Raw genomic sequence first — 14416 nt, 5'->3', positions numbered from 1 at the left:
CCCCGAAGCAGGGATGGGCAATATGTTCATTGGGATGGCTTCCTTGCAGGTCCGACGGCCGGAGTCCCTGGCAGCGTCGATTTCGAGGGAAACAGCCAGGCTATCGCGCCGGTGGCGATAGCCGAGCAGAAGATGAACAGGTGCAGCGCCAGTGCCGCCTGCAGACCGCTCTTCATCGCAATTCCGGATGTGAGCAGCGCCGCCGCCGCTCCCGCTTCATAAGTGCCGAAGCCGGCGACGCCTTGCACCGGCAATATTGCGGCGCCTTCGGCCCCGACGACGCCTGGAAAGGCCGTCGTGAAGGATGTTCCCAGTATCAGGGCCAGCAGCCATCCCTGCACGGCGAGCTTCAGCGACCAGTTGGCGATCGTCCACCACCAGCCGTAACGCGAGCGCCCGGTCGCCTCGGTGAAGGTGTCGCGCAGCAGGCCGAGCTTCGCCACGATCCTGCCGCGCCCGGCCCAGTCATGCGGCGCGCGCGCCCAGCGCGGCAGGTACCAGGCGGCAGCGATCAAGGCGGCGATCCCAGCGATCCTTATCGCCGCATGCAGGCCCGGCCACACCGCCAGCGCCAGCACGCCGACGACGAAAGCGTCCTGCAGCCTGAACCACAGCAGCGAGGCGCTGGCGCGCATGATCGGCACGCCGAAGACCTGGCGCAGGAGCAAGGGAAAGGCCGTCTCGCCGCCCCGGAAGGGTACGACGTTGATCATCGCATTGTGGATCAGAATGACGCGCAGGCAGGCTCCGAAACGGCCATTCACCTCGTCGCGGAACTCGTCGCAGACGCGTAGCGCACGCAAGACATAGGTGACGAAAAAGGCGATCGTCGCCACCGCGAACGTAGCTGGCGTGATGCGGTCGAATGCATCGCCGACCATCCGCCAGCGCGAGTCGCTTGCCAGCCAAGCCAGCAGGGCCAGCGTCACCATTATCGAGATTGCTCTTTTCAACCAATTCTCCGCCGGTTTTCACCGCCGAGTTCCAGCGGCGGCATCGTGGCGACTGAACGTCCAAGGCGTCATCCTGGGGCGGTTCGCCTGGCCCACCGCCTTGCCGGCCTTCCGCGGGGCGGATGCGTGGCCGCTGAGCCGTCGGGCCATATCCTGTCAAGGCCCACAGCTGTCGCAGCTCTCATGGACGGGTGATCCTATAGACCAGCAAAGCATCCGAATCCACAAGCTTGGTTGCGGTCTTGTCCAGATAGTCGACGACGCCGTCATGATGCTCTATGAACAACTGGTCCTGATTGTCGGCAGCGTTCTTGGCCGTGCCGAACAGATCCGCGCCTTGACCGCGCAACTCCTCGAGCTGGGCGATCGCGGTGGCGTCGTCCGCGACGAATTTCGACCATTCGACATCGCCTCCGCCAGGCGGGAACACCCAGCCGCGTGCCCTGCTGTAGTAGACGGCGACGGGATCGCCGACCTCCGGCGCGATGGCCACGACGAGGTCGCCCGGTTGCGCCAACCGCGCCAACTCCTCGCCAAGCAGCTTGCCGTTCATCGCGACCGGCGCCTTCATTGTTTTCACGAGAGGAAAGGTCGACCACACGAGGGTCACGACAACGATACAGATCGAACGCAGCACGACCGGCGACAGAACGGTTCCCGATGCAAACGTTGCCAGAAGAAGCGCGCCGCGGCCGCAGAACATCGCGAACGGCACATGGAAAATGTGGTAATTCCAGGGGTTGCTGGTGATTTCGCGCGCCGCCGCCAGGTAGACGATCATGGCCGCACCCAGCCAAATATAGGGAATGGCCGAAAGGGTGCGCTGCGTCGGGTCTTCGGCGGGTCCGGGCGGTATCCAGAAACCGACCGCGATCAGCGCCATGAACGGATAGCCGTAGAACCACCAGACAGAGGTGTTCCACACGGATTTGAAGTAGAAGCCATCATTGACGAACGTCCACAATCCGGAGTTCCAGATGTAGCCGCTGCCCGCGACGTGATAGGGTGGATAGCTGCGGCCGAGATAGATGGCCCAGCTGAAATAGGCGCCGATGATGGCCAGGCTCAAAAATCCCCACAGGAAGACCTCGGCCGCCTGCCGTCGTTTCTTCTGCAGAATCCAGCGCACCATCAGGTAGAAGATGACGGCGCCCGCCGCCACGCCCGGCGGCTTTGCCAGCGCACCGAGCGTGAAGCTGACGGCGGCGAGCGGCAAAAGCCATCGGCTGCCGCCAGCCCAGTATTTGGCGAACAGCCAGACGCCTGTTGTTACCAGTGCCAGCATCGACGGATCGGGCAGGAACGAGCTGTCGATCATGATCGCCGCCGGCATCAGCGCGTAGGCGAGCGCCGCCGCATGGGCATGCGTTTGGCCCCAGCATAGCGCCGTCAACCTGTGCAGCGAAAACACGGTCACCAGACCGAAGAAGGCCGCAACCACGCGGCCAAACCAGTCGTGCCAGCCGAAGAGTTGGTAGAGCAGGGCGGTCAGATAGCTGACGATCTGGAACTCGCGGCCCTGATAACTCGGGCCGGGTCCGGTCCAACTCACCTCCGGGAAGAAGATGTTCCAGCTGCGCTGTTGAAAATTGTCGGCCATCATTGCCGTGCTTGTCTCGCGCCAGCTGAAAGCGTCGACCAGCGGCAAGGTTATGTTGTGGAACCTGAACACGACCGCGATGAACAGGATCCCCAGCAAGACCGCCGTGTCGAGGTTCAGGTAATTGCGAGCAGCCGGGTCCCGAGCGATCGGCTGCTGCAGGTATTGCTGAACCTCGGCCTGATTCAATTCCGGATCGTCGCCCATTTGGAACCGCGTCCTCTCTGACGTCTGCGGATGTTGCTTTTGCGCGCGATTGTCAAAGGCGAGGGAGTATACGACGCAATCCTTAATTTTGGCGACAGCGGGCGCCGCGAAAGTTGACATCGCAGCTCCCGCGGCTGTTAAATAATTCGCAAAGGCTGTCGCGCCGATAGCGCTGCCCTGGGCCGCACAGACATGCCAACGCTGATTGTACCGATAGCTCCGACCAGGTCGCCGCCGCATGGCGTAGATCGTCTGCGGCGCAGGGAACGTCGTCGGTCCGCACGTTTCACGCTGCTCCTGTTTGTCCTGGCCCTCTGCGGCCAGGTGGCCCTCCCGGGAACGTCCCACGCGGCTGCCGCCAAGGACAGCGCACCTGCAAAAGCGGATAGCGCTATTGCTCCAATTGCCGCCACTGTTCCAACTGCCTATGAGCTGCAGCTTCTGTATGCCGATCGCACATGGATATGGGAAAATGGAGCGGCCTATTTCGCGAAGGGCAATCGGCGCCTTGAGGCCTGGACGTCGGGGCAGGATTCAGCGTCTGTCGCAGAGGGCAGGTGGCTGGTGACCAAAGACGGCAAGATGTGCATGGATGTCGCTTGGCGGTCCAACAGCTACAAGGGCAAACAGCGCCGCACCTGCTACAGCCACCGAATCAAGGATGGAACGATCGAGCAACGCAAGGATCCGGACGGAGAATGGTACAGTTTCAAACGAACTCCCGAAGGTCCTTCCGACGAATACCGAAAATTCGAATCTGGTGATACCAAGGCCGCGCGGTTCGAAGAGGCCCGCAAGTTGATCGACTCCAAGAACTGATGCATATGGCTCGGAAGTGTCCTCGGTTCCGGGACAACGACATGCACGAAATCAGAAGCTTACAGCAGGTCGGGCGAATCCTACTCGCCGCGGCAGGCGCCGTTCCTGGCTCCGTTGGCCCCTCCCGATACCACATCGGTGACGGCGTGTCCGGAGGGGCGGATTCAGGCAGGCCGCTTTTGCCAGGCCTGTGAAGAAGCTTGCGAATCGCTTATAAAACGCTGAGCAGTCCGGCTGGAATTGTCGGCGCACCGACCGCCGATTGGCGCAATCACTTTTCTCTGACAGAACGACGAGACGATGGATCCAACACCATATGGTTTTCATGAAATTTAATAATTAGTGATGTCTAATATTTGTGTGTGATGTGCGAGTGGTCACTGAAACGGCGTGAAGCGGCGCAGGTGTCGCAACGCGCCCCAGCTTATACTCAAAGGCAAGGGACACATGGGGAACAATTCCGCAATGGGCGCTTCTCGCCTAAGCAAGAAAGCTCTCTCTATTGTTGTGGTGGCGATGACCTCTCTGGTTGCAGGATGTCAGGGGATGGATACGACCAGAACCGGTTCCGTCCTTATTGCACCGGTCGCGCATCCGCTCCGGAGCAAGCCTTCAGTCCGACCGGTCCAGGCTGGATACATGGTGCGTTCGCTCAGGATCGAGCCTGAGATGCTGATGACAAGGACTATCCGCACCACTGAAAGAACTTACGCTTTTGCTCCGCCACCGCCGATCGCGATCCGCACAACGGGACCCGTGAAGGTCGCTTTCAGTCCTGTAGATGAAGGTGCGTTGTTAGGAGGCTCGCCTTACATCTGCAGCCCCAGCGGATTTGGCCAACGCGCAAGCTGCCACCCGCGCTATCTCTGATCTATCGAGCAGCGACCGCTACCGCGCCGTCGCTTGGTGGCAGTATCACCGGTTTCGTCCGCAGCCCGAAGAATGGGGCGGCGGTCCTGACGATCGTGTCGATGTCGGAAAGCTGCGGCACAAAGCCAAGGTGCGCGCGCGCCTTGCTCGGATCGGCATAGAGTTCGGCCGGATCTCCCGGGCGCCGGGCCCTGAAGACGGCCGGAACCGGTCTTGAAGTCATCCGGCTGACCGCCTGGACAATCTCCTTGATGGACACGCCTCGCCCGGTGCCGAGGTTGACCGCCAGGCTTTGTCCCCCGCCCTCCAAATGTTGAAGAGCTTTCAAATGGGCGCGGGCCAGATCGCTGACGTGGATATAGTCGCGCACGCAAGTCCCGTCCGATGTCTCATAATCCGTGCCGAAGACCTCGATCTCGTCGATGATGCCTGACGCCGCCATCAGCACCCTGGGAACCAGATGCGTTTCCGGCGAATGCCACTCGCCGAGCTCCCCGTCGGGATCGGCCCCGCAGGCATTGAAGTAGCGCAGGATGGCGAACTTCATTCCGTATGCGTTGGCATAGTCGCTGATGATCTGTTCGCCTATCAGCTTGGTGCGCCCGTACGGGCTGATCGGATTTTGCGAAGAGGTCTCACGAATAGGCAGTGCTTCCGGAACGCCGTAGGTGGCGCAGCTGCTGGAGAAGATGATGTTCTCGATCGAATGCGCGCGTGCGGCGTCGAGTACGGCGATGGTGCCCGTGACATTGGTGGAATAGTATTCGGCCGGCTGATTGACGGACTCTCCAACATAAGCGAGCGCCGCGAAATGGATGATGGATGCGGGCCGATAGGCTTCGATCGCGGCCCGCAATGCATCCCGGTCGCGGATATCGCCGACGACAAGCGGACCCCAGGCGACGGATTTCCGATTGCCGCGGGACATGTTGTCGAATGCCACCGGCAGATAACCGGCCGCGGCAAGCAGCTTGCACGTATGGCTGCCGATAAAGCCGGCTCCCCCTGTCACCAGGACTGCCGGCTGGCTCATGAAGCCGCGGCCCCTTTGGTAATCCGGCTCCCGTAGAGCAGGGCGTCGAAATAGTCGACGGTATGCGCGAGCCCTTGGGCCAGGCTGATCTTCGGCTCCCAACCGAGATTGCTTCTGGCGAAGGAAATATCCGGCTTGCGTTGTTTGGGATCGTCGATCGGCAATGGCCGATGCACGATTTTCGATCTGGAGTTGGTATAGCTGACAACCAGTGTCGCGAGTTCCATGATGGTGAATTCGCCGGGATTGCCGAGGTTGACCGGATGGGCAGGCGCACTCGGCGCATTCATCAGCCGCATGAAACCCTCGATCAGGTCGTCGGCGTAGCAGAAGGAGCGGGTCTGCAGACCGCTGCCATAGACGGTCAGGTCTTCGCCACGCAACGCCTGGACGATGAAGTTCGAGACGACGCGCCCGTCATCGGGTTGCATGCGGCGACCGTAGGTGTTGAAGATACGGGCTACGCGAATATCGAGGCCATACGTCCTCGAATAGTCGAAAAAAAGGGTTTCGGCCGAACGCTTGCCTTCATCATAGCAGGAGCGCGGTCCGTGCGTGTTCACATTGCCGAAATAGCTTTCGGGCTGCGGGTGCACGAACGGATCGCCGTAGACCTCGGAAGTCGAGGCCTGGAATATCTTGGCATTGTTCCGACGCGCGAGTTCCAACAGGTTCAGCGCGCCAAGCACACTGGTCTTGAAGGTATGGATCGGATCTGCCTGATAATGTGGCGGAGAAGCAGGGCAGGCTAAATTGTAGATCTCGTCGAACCGAAGGTCCAAAGGCAATGCATCGACGATGTCGTGCTCCATGCAGCTGAATCTCGGATCGCGCAGCAGCGTATTGAGATTGTATCTTTTGCCGGTATGGAAATTGTCCAGTGCGACGACGTCGTATCCGTCCTGCAAAAGTCGTTCGCACAAATGCGATCCCAGGAAGCCCGCGCCTCCAGCGACCAGCGCACGGCCTCGGTTATGGTCGTTGCCGTTGCCCCTTTGATCGTTTCTGGAACCAAGTTTCAGAACCTTGATGACCTTACTCATGCTTTCCTCCACGCACCGCACACGCTACCGCCGGGCAGGGCAAAGCACTGCCCGGCCACGTCCTTAAACGCGGCAATCTCCGCATCCGCGGATCGCCATCACTGATGTGCGCTTGTCACTAGCTGAGTTACGAGGCCGCTGCCGCCCGGCTTGTATCTGCCGTTCAGCAGTCCATGCGCCCCAAGATCGCGATCACGCGCCCCATGCCATCATCGCCGATTGCTCGCCCAAATTGCACATCCCAACGCCCTGAAAATATACCTGTGGAAATTCAAGTCAACTAAATTAGAGATTCCTTAACCAATTGTGTTTGCCATTGGTTAATCATGGCCGACGCGTTCCCGGCGCGGGCGCGGATGGCTACGGCCGGGGTTCTTCATTTTGAATCAGCATATTGGCTCGATCCAAGCAAATTTCACAGGCTGCCGCGATCTCTTCTCGGGTGCCATCAAAAGCCTGATGTCGAGGAACAGGGCGGAGTGTCCTTGTGAGATCATTGGGGTGGGTAGCCCCTGGGCACTGTCTGAAATGAAGAGCGATTCAGAAGGCGTCAAATCTTCAGGTTGCAATGAGATTGCTGCCCAAATCCGCTGGGACTGCAGACATAAACGCTTGGCCGTGAATACTTTGCCAGTATCTCTCTGCGGACGGAATCCACGTCGCAACTGGCAGCGGCGCAGAGCAGACCAAGAGTCAAAATCAGAAGGCAGAATCGGCCCGCAGGAATGATTTTTAACGCCGATTTCTCTCTGTCGGGCCGCCCGTGTCCTCTGTGCATTCGAGGTCCCTCATCCGCCAAGGTATGAGTCGACATCCCCTTCTCGCCTGCAGGCGCATCGAAGTCATAGTGGAATGCCGGCCATCTCGGCAATGGCATTTGAGGGCATAGGCTAGCTGCTGTCCATGGCGCGACCACGCATCCAGGTTGACCGCCGCACTGGCGCGGGCCGCAAAAATGGTCGAGATGGTCCGTTTCTCAGCGGGCCATCTCGTTCAGGCAACCACAAAACAGGGACGCCTGTTGTCGTGTGGCAGACCGCTCCTGACGCGGCGCCGTGCTCCAGCTTGGCTATGTTACTGCCCCCATTTCCTTCTTGCCGGCGGGCTTACTGCCCCCATTTCCTTCTTGCCGGCGGGCTTACTGCCCGCCCATTTCCTTCTTGAATGTGTCGAAATCGACCTGCATGCCGTTGAATATAGTGCTCCAGTGGCGCGTCAGCGCCGCCATCGCCACGGCTTCCTCGATCTCCTCGTTCGTGGCGCCGGCGCGCTTGGCGTCCTGCGTGTCCGACCAGATGCAGTAGGTGCAAGGAATCTGCGCCGCCACGGCCAAGGAGATCAATGACTTGACCTTGGGCGGCAGCGCCGTCTTGTCGCTGAGCTCGATGGCCTTGACCTCCGCCCAGGCACCGGGCAGACCGGTTTTGGGAAACTGTTTTACAAAGCTTGGTACGCCGCCCATGGTCGACTGTATGTCCTTGAGGGTTGCATCATAGTCGTCGGCATGGGCAGGCGCGGAGCCAAGCGACAGGATACAGGCCGCGGCGGCGGACAAGAACACATGCTGGGACGAAGACTGCACGGATTTGACGATGCGATGGTACGACAAGATTTTTCTCCTCTGGTCTTTGTTAGCCTTACGATGTAAGGTGACGGCGAAAATGAACCTTACACTGTAAGTTGTCAAGCGGCACTATGGATCAATCAATCACGAAACAGAGAGCGCGCGGGCGTCTGTCGCGCGAAATGATCGAGGACGCGGCTTTCGAGGTGATCGAGAGGGAGGGCCTTTCCGGCTTTTCGATGCGCAAGCTCGCCGCCGCGCTCGGCTGCGAGGCCATGAGCATCTATCATCACTTCCCCTCGGTGGCGCATCTGCACGAGGCGCTGATCGACCGGCTGATCGGCGCCCTTGAAGTACCTGACACCAGCCTTCCCTGGCGGCAAAGAATGCGTGTTGCCGTCGACGATTTCCGCCGCATCGGCCGCGAGCATCCCGCCTATTCCACTTTCATTGTTACCTACCGGATGAATTCGCCGACTTGCCTTGCCTGGTTGAACGGCATTATCGGCTTGTTCAAGGATGGCGGCTTCGACGCGGAACTCAGTGCGCGGCTCTTCCGCGCCGTGGGCTATTATCTGATGGGCGCGGTGCTGGACGAGAACGCGGGCTATTCCAGAGGCCCGTCCGCGGTGAACACGGTCAGCGACGAGCAACTGGCCAGGGACTATCCAAACGTCGTGGAGGCCGGGCGCTTTTTTGGCGCCGCCGAATTCGACAAGACCTTCGAACTCGGCCTCGACATGCTGCTGGACGAAATGGAACGCCTGCGCGACGGCGCCGATATAAGCCGACCGTCCGGCAAGGTTTGATTGCAAGGTGACCGCCTGAATGCGCTTTCTCTTCGTCCTGATCCTGCTGGCCGGCACCGGCATCGGTCTCATCTATCCCTGGGCGACGGCCAATTTTTCCGGCCGCGAAATCGGCACCTGGCGGGTCTACGAGCAGGGCCGATTCAAGCCGTTGACCGTATCGCTTAGGGATCGCGATGCGCCGGTGCGGGTGCTGGTGGACCTGACCGCGAGGGCCGAACGCATCGTTTCGCAGCAGCGCACTGTGTTGACGCTGACCGCGGCCACCAATGGCCGCACGGTGCTTGCCTCGACGCTGCAGTTCAACCATGTGGACAATCCGCGCCAGGCCAGCCCGCAACTGCCCGACAAGATCTTTCGCGACGAGGCTGGCCTGATCGCCACCGTCAGCCCTGGCGCTTACGTCTTCACGGTCGGCCCGGGCGATGCCGAGGACATACCGATGCGAGCGGTCGACCTTGTCTTGCGCTCCGGTGTCGGGGAAATCGACGGCCGCGCGCGGCCGATAGGCTTCTCGCTGATGGCGGTCGGCCTGATCGGTTTCTTGCTGTCCTTGCGTTCTGCTGGCGGGCGACCGGAAAATCCGAATTCGCAGCCGCCGCCGCCACGTTGGGGCAGGGGTCCCACATGAACTATCGCCACGCCTACCACGCCGGCAATTTTGCCGATGTCGTCAAGCATGTCGTGCTGACGCGCCTGCTCGACTACCTGAAACAGAAGGACAAGGCGTTTCGCGTCATCGACACCCATGCCGGCATTGGTCGCTACGATCTGTCGTCACTCGAAGCGCACAAGACAGGCGAGTGGCAGGGCGGCATCGGCAGGCTGATAGATGCCGCGTTCGATGCGAAGGCGGCGGCGCTGCTGGCGCCCTATCTGGCGGCGGTGCGCTCGCTCAATCCGGAGGGCGGCGTAAAGAAATATCCGGGCTCGCCGCTGCTCGCGCGCAATCTCCTGCGCAAGCAGGACCGGTTGTCGGCGATCGAGCTGCACCCGAAAGACGCCGCCAGGCTGAAGACCGAGTTCGCCGGCGATTTTCAGACAAAGGTGATGGAACTGGACGGCTGGCTTGCCCTCGGAGCGCACCTGCCGCCGAAGGAAAAGCGCGGCCTGGTGCTCATCGATCCGCCCTTCGAGGAAGAGGGTGAGTTCGGCCGCCTCGTCGACGGGCTGGTGAAGGCGCACAGGCGCTGGCCCAGTGGCATCTACGCGCTGTGGTATCCGATCAAGGACCGCAAGGCGGTGATCGCCTTCAGGAAAGCGCTGAAGCAATCCGGCATCTCGAAAATCCTCGACATAGAATTCGAGATCAGGCCAGCCTCTTCCGATCCCAGCCTCGATGGCACCGGCATGGTGGTGGTCAATCCGCCCTTCACGCTGGAAGGCGAACTGCGAACCATGCTGCCGGCACTGCACAAATTGCTCGCCGTGGGCAAGCCGGCCCACTGGTCGCTGGAATGGCTGGCCGGCGAGCAGGTCCCGCCGCCGGGATAGCCAGTTTCGATCGCCGCGTTCCTTACGACCGCACGATCAGTCCTTGGGGAACTTAGCCGTTACCCGCGGGTTGCTGCTTACAGCAACTGCCCGGCGCCGGTTTCTGGAAACCATTGTTTCGGCAACCGCTTGACCGCCGCCGAGCGAATCCGCACAGTGCGCGCAATCGACCTTGAGAGGCTGCCATGACTCGCTTCGCCAAATCCGCACTTGCTGCCCTGATTTCGCTCTGCACGCCCCTTGCCGCGCCTCTCGGTGTCACCCGGGCGGTCCAGGCGGCCGACCTCGGCGTCTATACTGAGGACGATGGCAGCATCTGTGGCGAGACATGGGTGCTGAGCAAGATCACGCATCGGTTCTCCTACCAGGTGCATCACGTGCCCCATCTGCCCGACGTCGGTATCACCGATTTTCGCGACATTCGCCAGCACCGTTATCAGCAGGCGAGCGAGGAATGGCCGATCGGTCGTCACTATTGCCGGGCAACCGTCAGCCTGTCGGATGGCCGGGACCGGTCGATCTTCTATCTGATCGAGGAAGGCCAGGGCTTTGCCTCCATCGGCGACAATGTCGAGTTCTGCGTCTCGGGCTTCGATCGCTGGATGGTCTATAACGGCCGTTGCCGCGTCCTGCGCTGAACGCACCTCGTTCTCCTTCCGATCTTTTTCGCGCCTGCGGCCTGAAGGGGGCGCAGGCGAGACGCTGACGCCCCGGCGGGTCGGCGCCTGCGCCGTCGTCGCGCTCGGCGCCATCTGTCTCGGCTATCAGCCGTGATGACAACGCGCTCCTTGTCGAAACACGCGGCAATTCCGCCGCCGTCGAACTGTCGACCGGCGGCTCGCCGTATCGTGAGGCGGTGAACCAAGGCTCGTCGCTTTGCTATTTTCTGCGACGCGTTGCCTCTGCCTGATCGATGATCTTGCGAAGAAAGGCAATGTGACCGCGAAAGGCCCGCCGCCCGGCCGTCGTGACCCTGATCCGTGTCTGCGGCCGGCGTCCGACGAAAAGCTTTTCAATATCGACATAGCCAGCTCTGGCCAGCGTATCGAGATGTGCTCCGAGATTGCCGTCGGTGACTTCGATCATGGCTTTCAACTGGACGAACTCCAGGGTCTCGCGCCTTTCCAGCGTGTTCAGGACGGCCATGATCCTGAGCCGTGTACTCTGGTGGATAATGTCATCGGCGCTCATCAACAGGCTCCAATGCGGCAAAGCCTTGGGTTGTCGCCATATGGCTTGGCGATTTTGCGGTGCCATTTGCTTCTGTATGGCCGAAACCGACGGCGCAATCGCATCTCATACAGAATACTCTGTTCTACAGAGTATTCTGTCAATCCGAAAGCCGGTGCTCAAGCCATGCTTGACAAGGTGATCTTCAGATGGATCGTCGTATCGCGCTCGTGATCTGCGCGAACCGCGCGCCTGCAAAAGATGATCGCTTCGATGACGCGGTGGGTTATGATGTTCACGGCCAAGGATCACGCGTGAAGCCGCTCGCTAATCTTCGGATCTTGATGGCGAGATCGCATCGGGAACGCCGGTATCGATTTGCTGGCGACGTCAGAAGATCAGCAGCGGATTTTTGCGGTGATGAGTGTGACTGTGTGTGGATCGCAACTAAAATTTAAGTTGAGAAAATCATACCATTGCTTCGCTGGCTAGCGAGACGCGAGTCAGATATGCATTGCGCGCCGGGGTCATTCACGGCCATCGGCATAACGTGAAGGGGCATGACATGGCTAAGCAGTCATCTAAAGCGCCGGCATCCAAGGCACCGGCAAAGAAAGCACCCGCAAAAGCAGTCGCGGCGAAGGCCGCAACAGCGGTGAAGAAAGCAGCACCTGCCAAGGCGGCGGCAAAGCCGGCAGCGAAGGCACCGGCCAAGAAGCCGGCGGCGGCCAAGGCTGTCGCGAAGCCGGCAGTGAAGAAGGCGGCGCCCGCGAAAGCCGCGGCGAAGCCGGCGGCGAAAGCGGCGCCGGCCAAGAAGCCTGCGGCCAAGGCGGCGGCCAAACCCGCTGCCAAGAAGGCGGCTCCCGCGAAAGCCGCGGCGCGGCCGGCAGCAAAAGCGGCACCGGCCAAGAAGCCGGCGGCCAAGCCAGCTGCGAAAGCAGCCGCCGCCGCGACCAAGCCGGCGGTGAAGAAAGCCGCGGCGCCGAAGGCAAAGGCAGCGCCTGCGAAGGCGAAGGCTCCGGCCAAGAAGTAGACGGATCGTTGGGGCGTCGCGTGTCCTTCGGGATCCGGCAAGGACGCTCTGACGCTCTGGATCGGAGCATGTTCGGCAACGGGTTCAGCCCTCTGGGCTGAGCATCGGGAAGGGGCCGAGGGGCAAGCAAAGCGAGGCGCCGGTTGGCTGCCTCGCTCGCCCAACTCTTTCGCTCCTCGCGGTGGTTGGCGAATGTATCGGCGTGACGCTTAGCGCCTGCGAAGCGTGGGTGCCAGAGAAGTGTGGGCGCACGTTCGAATCGGGCGACTTTTTGTCGTGGCCTGCTGATACTTTCCAGAGTACCGGCATCAGGCTTGTCGTGATGCCAGGGCGGAAACCGCAGCCGGTTTCTGGCCGCTGTTTTTTTGCACTCTGGCAATTGATGGCGACAGTCCTGCGGTCAACACTGGATGTTTGCAAACAGGAAACCGATCATGCCGAAGCTGCTCTACGCGTCCGCCTCTCCCTACAGCTCCAAGGTAAGGATGGCAGCGGCCTATGCCGGGATCGCCCTCGATGAGGTGCCGGTCAGGACCGAAGACAGGCCGGCCGAACTGATCGGCGCCAATCCGCTCGGCAAGATCCCGGTGCTGGTGCTCGACGATGGCCGTTCGGTTCACGACAGCCGCGCCATCACCCAGCACCTCAACCGGATTTCGAAGAACGCCTTGTTTCCACGCAATCCCGACAAGCGTCTGGAAGCGGAAGTGCTGGAGGCGCTGGCCGACGGTATCTGCGATTGCGCGCTGTCGATGGTCTACGAACGCCGCACCCGGCCTGAAGAGATGGTCTATCAGCCCTGGCTCGACCGGCAGTGGGCGAAGATCATGGCGGCACTCGATCTGCTCAACGCCAATCCGCCAAAGCTGCCGAAGAAGATCACGGCCGGTCAGTTGGCATTGCGTGCCTGCCTCGGCTATCTCTCGCTCCGCTTTGGCGGTCGGTGGGAGAAGGGGCGCGGCCGGTTGACCCGCTGGGCGGCGCGTTTCGACGAAAAATTCCCAGAGCTGAAGTCCGCGGTTCCGGCCTGAGCGACCGGCACAAAAAAAGCCGGGCGCGAGGCCCGACTTTTCGTGTCGTGGCTTGAACGACTTAGAACTTCATACCGAGGCCGAAGGTGACGCGGTTGTCCGTCGCCTTGACCTTGCCGATACCGTCGAAGCTCTTGCTGCCGAAGTCGGTGTAGCGATACTCGACGCGGCCGAAGACATTGTCGGTCAGCTTGATGTCGGTGCCGACGCCAGCGGTCCAGCCGAGCATGGTTGCGGTGTCGCTGGCAGGAATGACCGAGTCTTCCACCTTCAGGCTTCTGCCGGCGAGACCGCCGGTGCCATAGAGCAGGATTTCCGGGGTCACGGCGTAGCCGAGACGGGCACGCAGCGAGCCTTCGATGCCGCCCTTGGAGTGGATGCCGTTGTCGTCACCCTTGACGCCGTTGTAGCCGAGTTCGGCTTCACCGCCGTACACGAAGTTCTCCTGCTGCCACTGATAGCCGCCGAAGACACTGCCGACAAAACCCTTGGTATCGGTCGAAACGCCGAAATCCTTTTCCTTGGTCTTGCCGCCGAAGCCGTAGCCAAGGTTGATACCGGCATAGGGACCGGCCCACGAGGCGACCGGAAGTTCGGCAACCGGAGCGGGTGCCGGCGGCTCTTCCGAAACGACGTCCGCGGCATAAGCGGTACCACCGAGGGCGAAGAGCCCGAGCGCAACAGCCAGCGGCCGTGCGAATTTGAGATTGGCTTGCATTGTTCTTTACTCCTTAAGCCACAGGACACAGGCTTGTTTCTCACGATCGCCATCGACCCGTCCGGGGGGTGA

14 protein-coding genes are annotated in these 14416 nt (G+C 61.0%); 7 read left to right on the top strand and 7 right to left on the bottom strand.

All coding sequences use genetic code 11. The features are described from left to right. Positions 1 to 26: 26 nt before the first annotated feature. Both LB516_RS05190 and LB516_RS05185 read right to left on the bottom strand, forming a co-directional pair. Positions 27 to 953, bottom strand: coding sequence for a lysylphosphatidylglycerol synthase domain-containing protein (locus tag LB516_RS05190; RefSeq protein WP_041163480.1), 927 nt, complete (start codon positions 951 to 953; stop codon positions 27 to 29). A gap of 181 nt (positions 954 to 1134) precedes the next feature. Further along, positions 1135 to 2760 carry an ArnT family glycosyltransferase gene (locus LB516_RS05185; protein ID WP_224719060.1) on the bottom strand — a complete coding sequence of 542 codons (1626 nt, stop codon included), beginning with the start codon at positions 2758 to 2760 and terminating at the stop codon, positions 1135 to 1137. Positions 2761 to 2952: 192 nt separating this feature from the next. Between LB516_RS05185 and LB516_RS05180 the strand changes: the two genes are divergently transcribed. After that, positions 2953 to 3579, top strand: coding sequence for a DUF995 domain-containing protein (locus tag LB516_RS05180; RefSeq protein ID WP_167331129.1), 627 nt, complete (start codon positions 2953 to 2955; stop codon positions 3577 to 3579). A gap of 871 nt (positions 3580 to 4450) precedes the next feature. Here LB516_RS05180 and galE read toward each other — a convergent pair. The 3 genes from galE to LB516_RS05165 all read right to left on the bottom strand — a co-directional run bounded on the left by galE (position 4451) and on the right by LB516_RS05165 (position 8134). Further along, positions 4451 to 5482 (bottom strand): UDP-glucose 4-epimerase GalE, encoded by a 1032-nt coding sequence (gene galE / locus LB516_RS05175; protein ID WP_224622138.1) that lies wholly within the window; start codon positions 5480 to 5482, stop codon positions 4451 to 4453. Then, positions 5479 to 6525 (bottom strand): UDP-glucuronic acid decarboxylase family protein, encoded by a 1047-nt coding sequence (locus tag LB516_RS05170; protein ID WP_140664676.1) that lies wholly within the window; start codon positions 6523 to 6525, stop codon positions 5479 to 5481. The genes galE and LB516_RS05170 overlap by 4 nt, the downstream gene beginning before the upstream one ends. A gap of 1138 nt (positions 6526 to 7663) precedes the next feature. Further along, the gene (locus tag LB516_RS05165; protein WP_140717915.1) at positions 7664 to 8134 is read right to left on the bottom strand and encodes a carboxymuconolactone decarboxylase family protein; all 471 of its coding nucleotides are present in this window, start codon (positions 8132 to 8134) and stop codon (positions 7664 to 7666) included. Positions 8135 to 8220: 86 nt separating this feature from the next. Between LB516_RS05165 and LB516_RS05160 the strand changes: the two genes are divergently transcribed. From LB516_RS05160 to LB516_RS05145, 4 genes are all read left to right on the top strand, one after another. After that, entirely contained in the window at positions 8221 to 8898 is a 678-nt protein-coding gene (locus LB516_RS05160) for a TetR/AcrR family transcriptional regulator (protein WP_140717913.1), read from the top strand. A gap of 19 nt (positions 8899 to 8917) precedes the next feature. After that, the gene (locus tag LB516_RS05155) at positions 8918 to 9529 is read left to right on the top strand and encodes a hypothetical protein (RefSeq protein WP_140726331.1); all 612 of its coding nucleotides are present in this window, start codon (positions 8918 to 8920) and stop codon (positions 9527 to 9529) included. Beyond that, positions 9526 to 10392: a 23S rRNA (adenine(2030)-N(6))-methyltransferase RlmJ gene (locus LB516_RS05150; protein ID WP_224719059.1), complete on the top strand. Its 867-nt coding sequence runs from the start codon at positions 9526 to 9528 to the stop codon at positions 10390 to 10392. The genes LB516_RS05155 and LB516_RS05150 overlap by 4 nt, the downstream gene beginning before the upstream one ends. A gap of 185 nt (positions 10393 to 10577) precedes the next feature. Further along, on the top strand, positions 10578 to 11030 hold the full coding sequence (locus LB516_RS05145) for a hypothetical protein (RefSeq protein ID WP_140664686.1): 453 nt from the start codon (positions 10578 to 10580) through the stop codon (positions 11028 to 11030). Between the two features lie 241 nt (positions 11031 to 11271). On the opposite strand, the gene LB516_RS05140 is transcribed toward LB516_RS05145, so the two are convergent. Beyond that, a complete protein-coding gene (locus LB516_RS05140; RefSeq protein WP_140726323.1) occupies positions 11272 to 11583 on the bottom strand; it encodes a transcriptional regulator in 312 nt (103 codons plus the stop codon). Positions 11584 to 12127: 544 nt separating this feature from the next. Here LB516_RS05140 and LB516_RS05135 point away from each other — a divergent pair. Together LB516_RS05135 and LB516_RS05130 are read left to right on the top strand one after the other, a co-directional pair. Further along, positions 12128 to 12595, top strand: a complete 468-nt coding sequence (locus LB516_RS05135; protein WP_224719058.1) for a hypothetical protein — start codon at positions 12128 to 12130, stop codon at positions 12593 to 12595. A gap of 434 nt (positions 12596 to 13029) precedes the next feature. Further along, on the top strand, positions 13030 to 13626 hold the full coding sequence (locus LB516_RS05130) for a glutathione S-transferase family protein (RefSeq protein WP_140726317.1): 597 nt from the start codon (positions 13030 to 13032) through the stop codon (positions 13624 to 13626). A gap of 61 nt (positions 13627 to 13687) precedes the next feature. Here the strand turns inward: LB516_RS05130 and LB516_RS05125 are convergent, their stop codons facing one another. Beyond that, positions 13688 to 14344, bottom strand: coding sequence for an outer membrane protein (locus LB516_RS05125; RefSeq protein ID WP_140717897.1), 657 nt, complete (start codon positions 14342 to 14344; stop codon positions 13688 to 13690). Positions 14345 to 14416 lie beyond the last annotated feature (72 nt).

The sequence above is a fragment of the Mesorhizobium sp. CO1-1-7 genome (genome assembly GCF_020164885.1).
Taxonomy (GTDB): Bacteria; Pseudomonadota; Alphaproteobacteria; order Rhizobiales; family Rhizobiaceae; genus Mesorhizobium; species Mesorhizobium australicum.
This window is presented reverse-complemented; position numbering and strand designations above follow the sequence as displayed.

Excerpts from the sequence above, each read along its gene's own strand:
- galE (WP_224622138.1), bottom strand. The coding sequence starts at position 5,482 with ATGAGCCAGCCGGCAGTCCTGGTGACAGGGGGAGCCGGCTTTATCGGC.
- LB516_RS05125 (WP_140717897.1), bottom strand. The coding sequence starts at position 14,344 with ATGCAAGCCAATCTCAAATTCGCACGGCCGCTGGCTGTTGCGCTCGGG.
- LB516_RS05160 (WP_140717913.1), top strand. The coding sequence starts at position 8,221 with ATGGATCAATCAATCACGAAACAGAGAGCGCGCGGGCGTCTGTCGCGC.
- LB516_RS05150 (WP_224719059.1), top strand. The coding sequence starts at position 9,526 with ATGAACTATCGCCACGCCTACCACGCCGGCAATTTTGCCGATGTCGTC.
- LB516_RS05145 (WP_140664686.1), top strand. The coding sequence starts at position 10,578 with ATGACTCGCTTCGCCAAATCCGCACTTGCTGCCCTGATTTCGCTCTGC.
- LB516_RS05155 (WP_140726331.1), top strand. The coding sequence starts at position 8,918 with ATGCGCTTTCTCTTCGTCCTGATCCTGCTGGCCGGCACCGGCATCGGT.
- LB516_RS05170 (WP_140664676.1), bottom strand. The coding sequence starts at position 6,525 with ATGAGTAAGGTCATCAAGGTTCTGAAACTTGGTTCCAGAAACGATCAA.
- LB516_RS05130 (WP_140726317.1), top strand. The coding sequence starts at position 13,030 with ATGCCGAAGCTGCTCTACGCGTCCGCCTCTCCCTACAGCTCCAAGGTA.
- LB516_RS05140 (WP_140726323.1), bottom strand. The coding sequence starts at position 11,583 with ATGAGCGCCGATGACATTATCCACCAGAGTACACGGCTCAGGATCATG.
- LB516_RS05180 (WP_167331129.1), top strand. The coding sequence starts at position 2,953 with ATGCCAACGCTGATTGTACCGATAGCTCCGACCAGGTCGCCGCCGCAT.
- LB516_RS05185 (WP_224719060.1), bottom strand. The coding sequence starts at position 2,760 with ATGGGCGACGATCCGGAATTGAATCAGGCCGAGGTTCAGCAATACCTG.
- LB516_RS05135 (WP_224719058.1), top strand. The coding sequence starts at position 12,128 with ATGGCTAAGCAGTCATCTAAAGCGCCGGCATCCAAGGCACCGGCAAAG.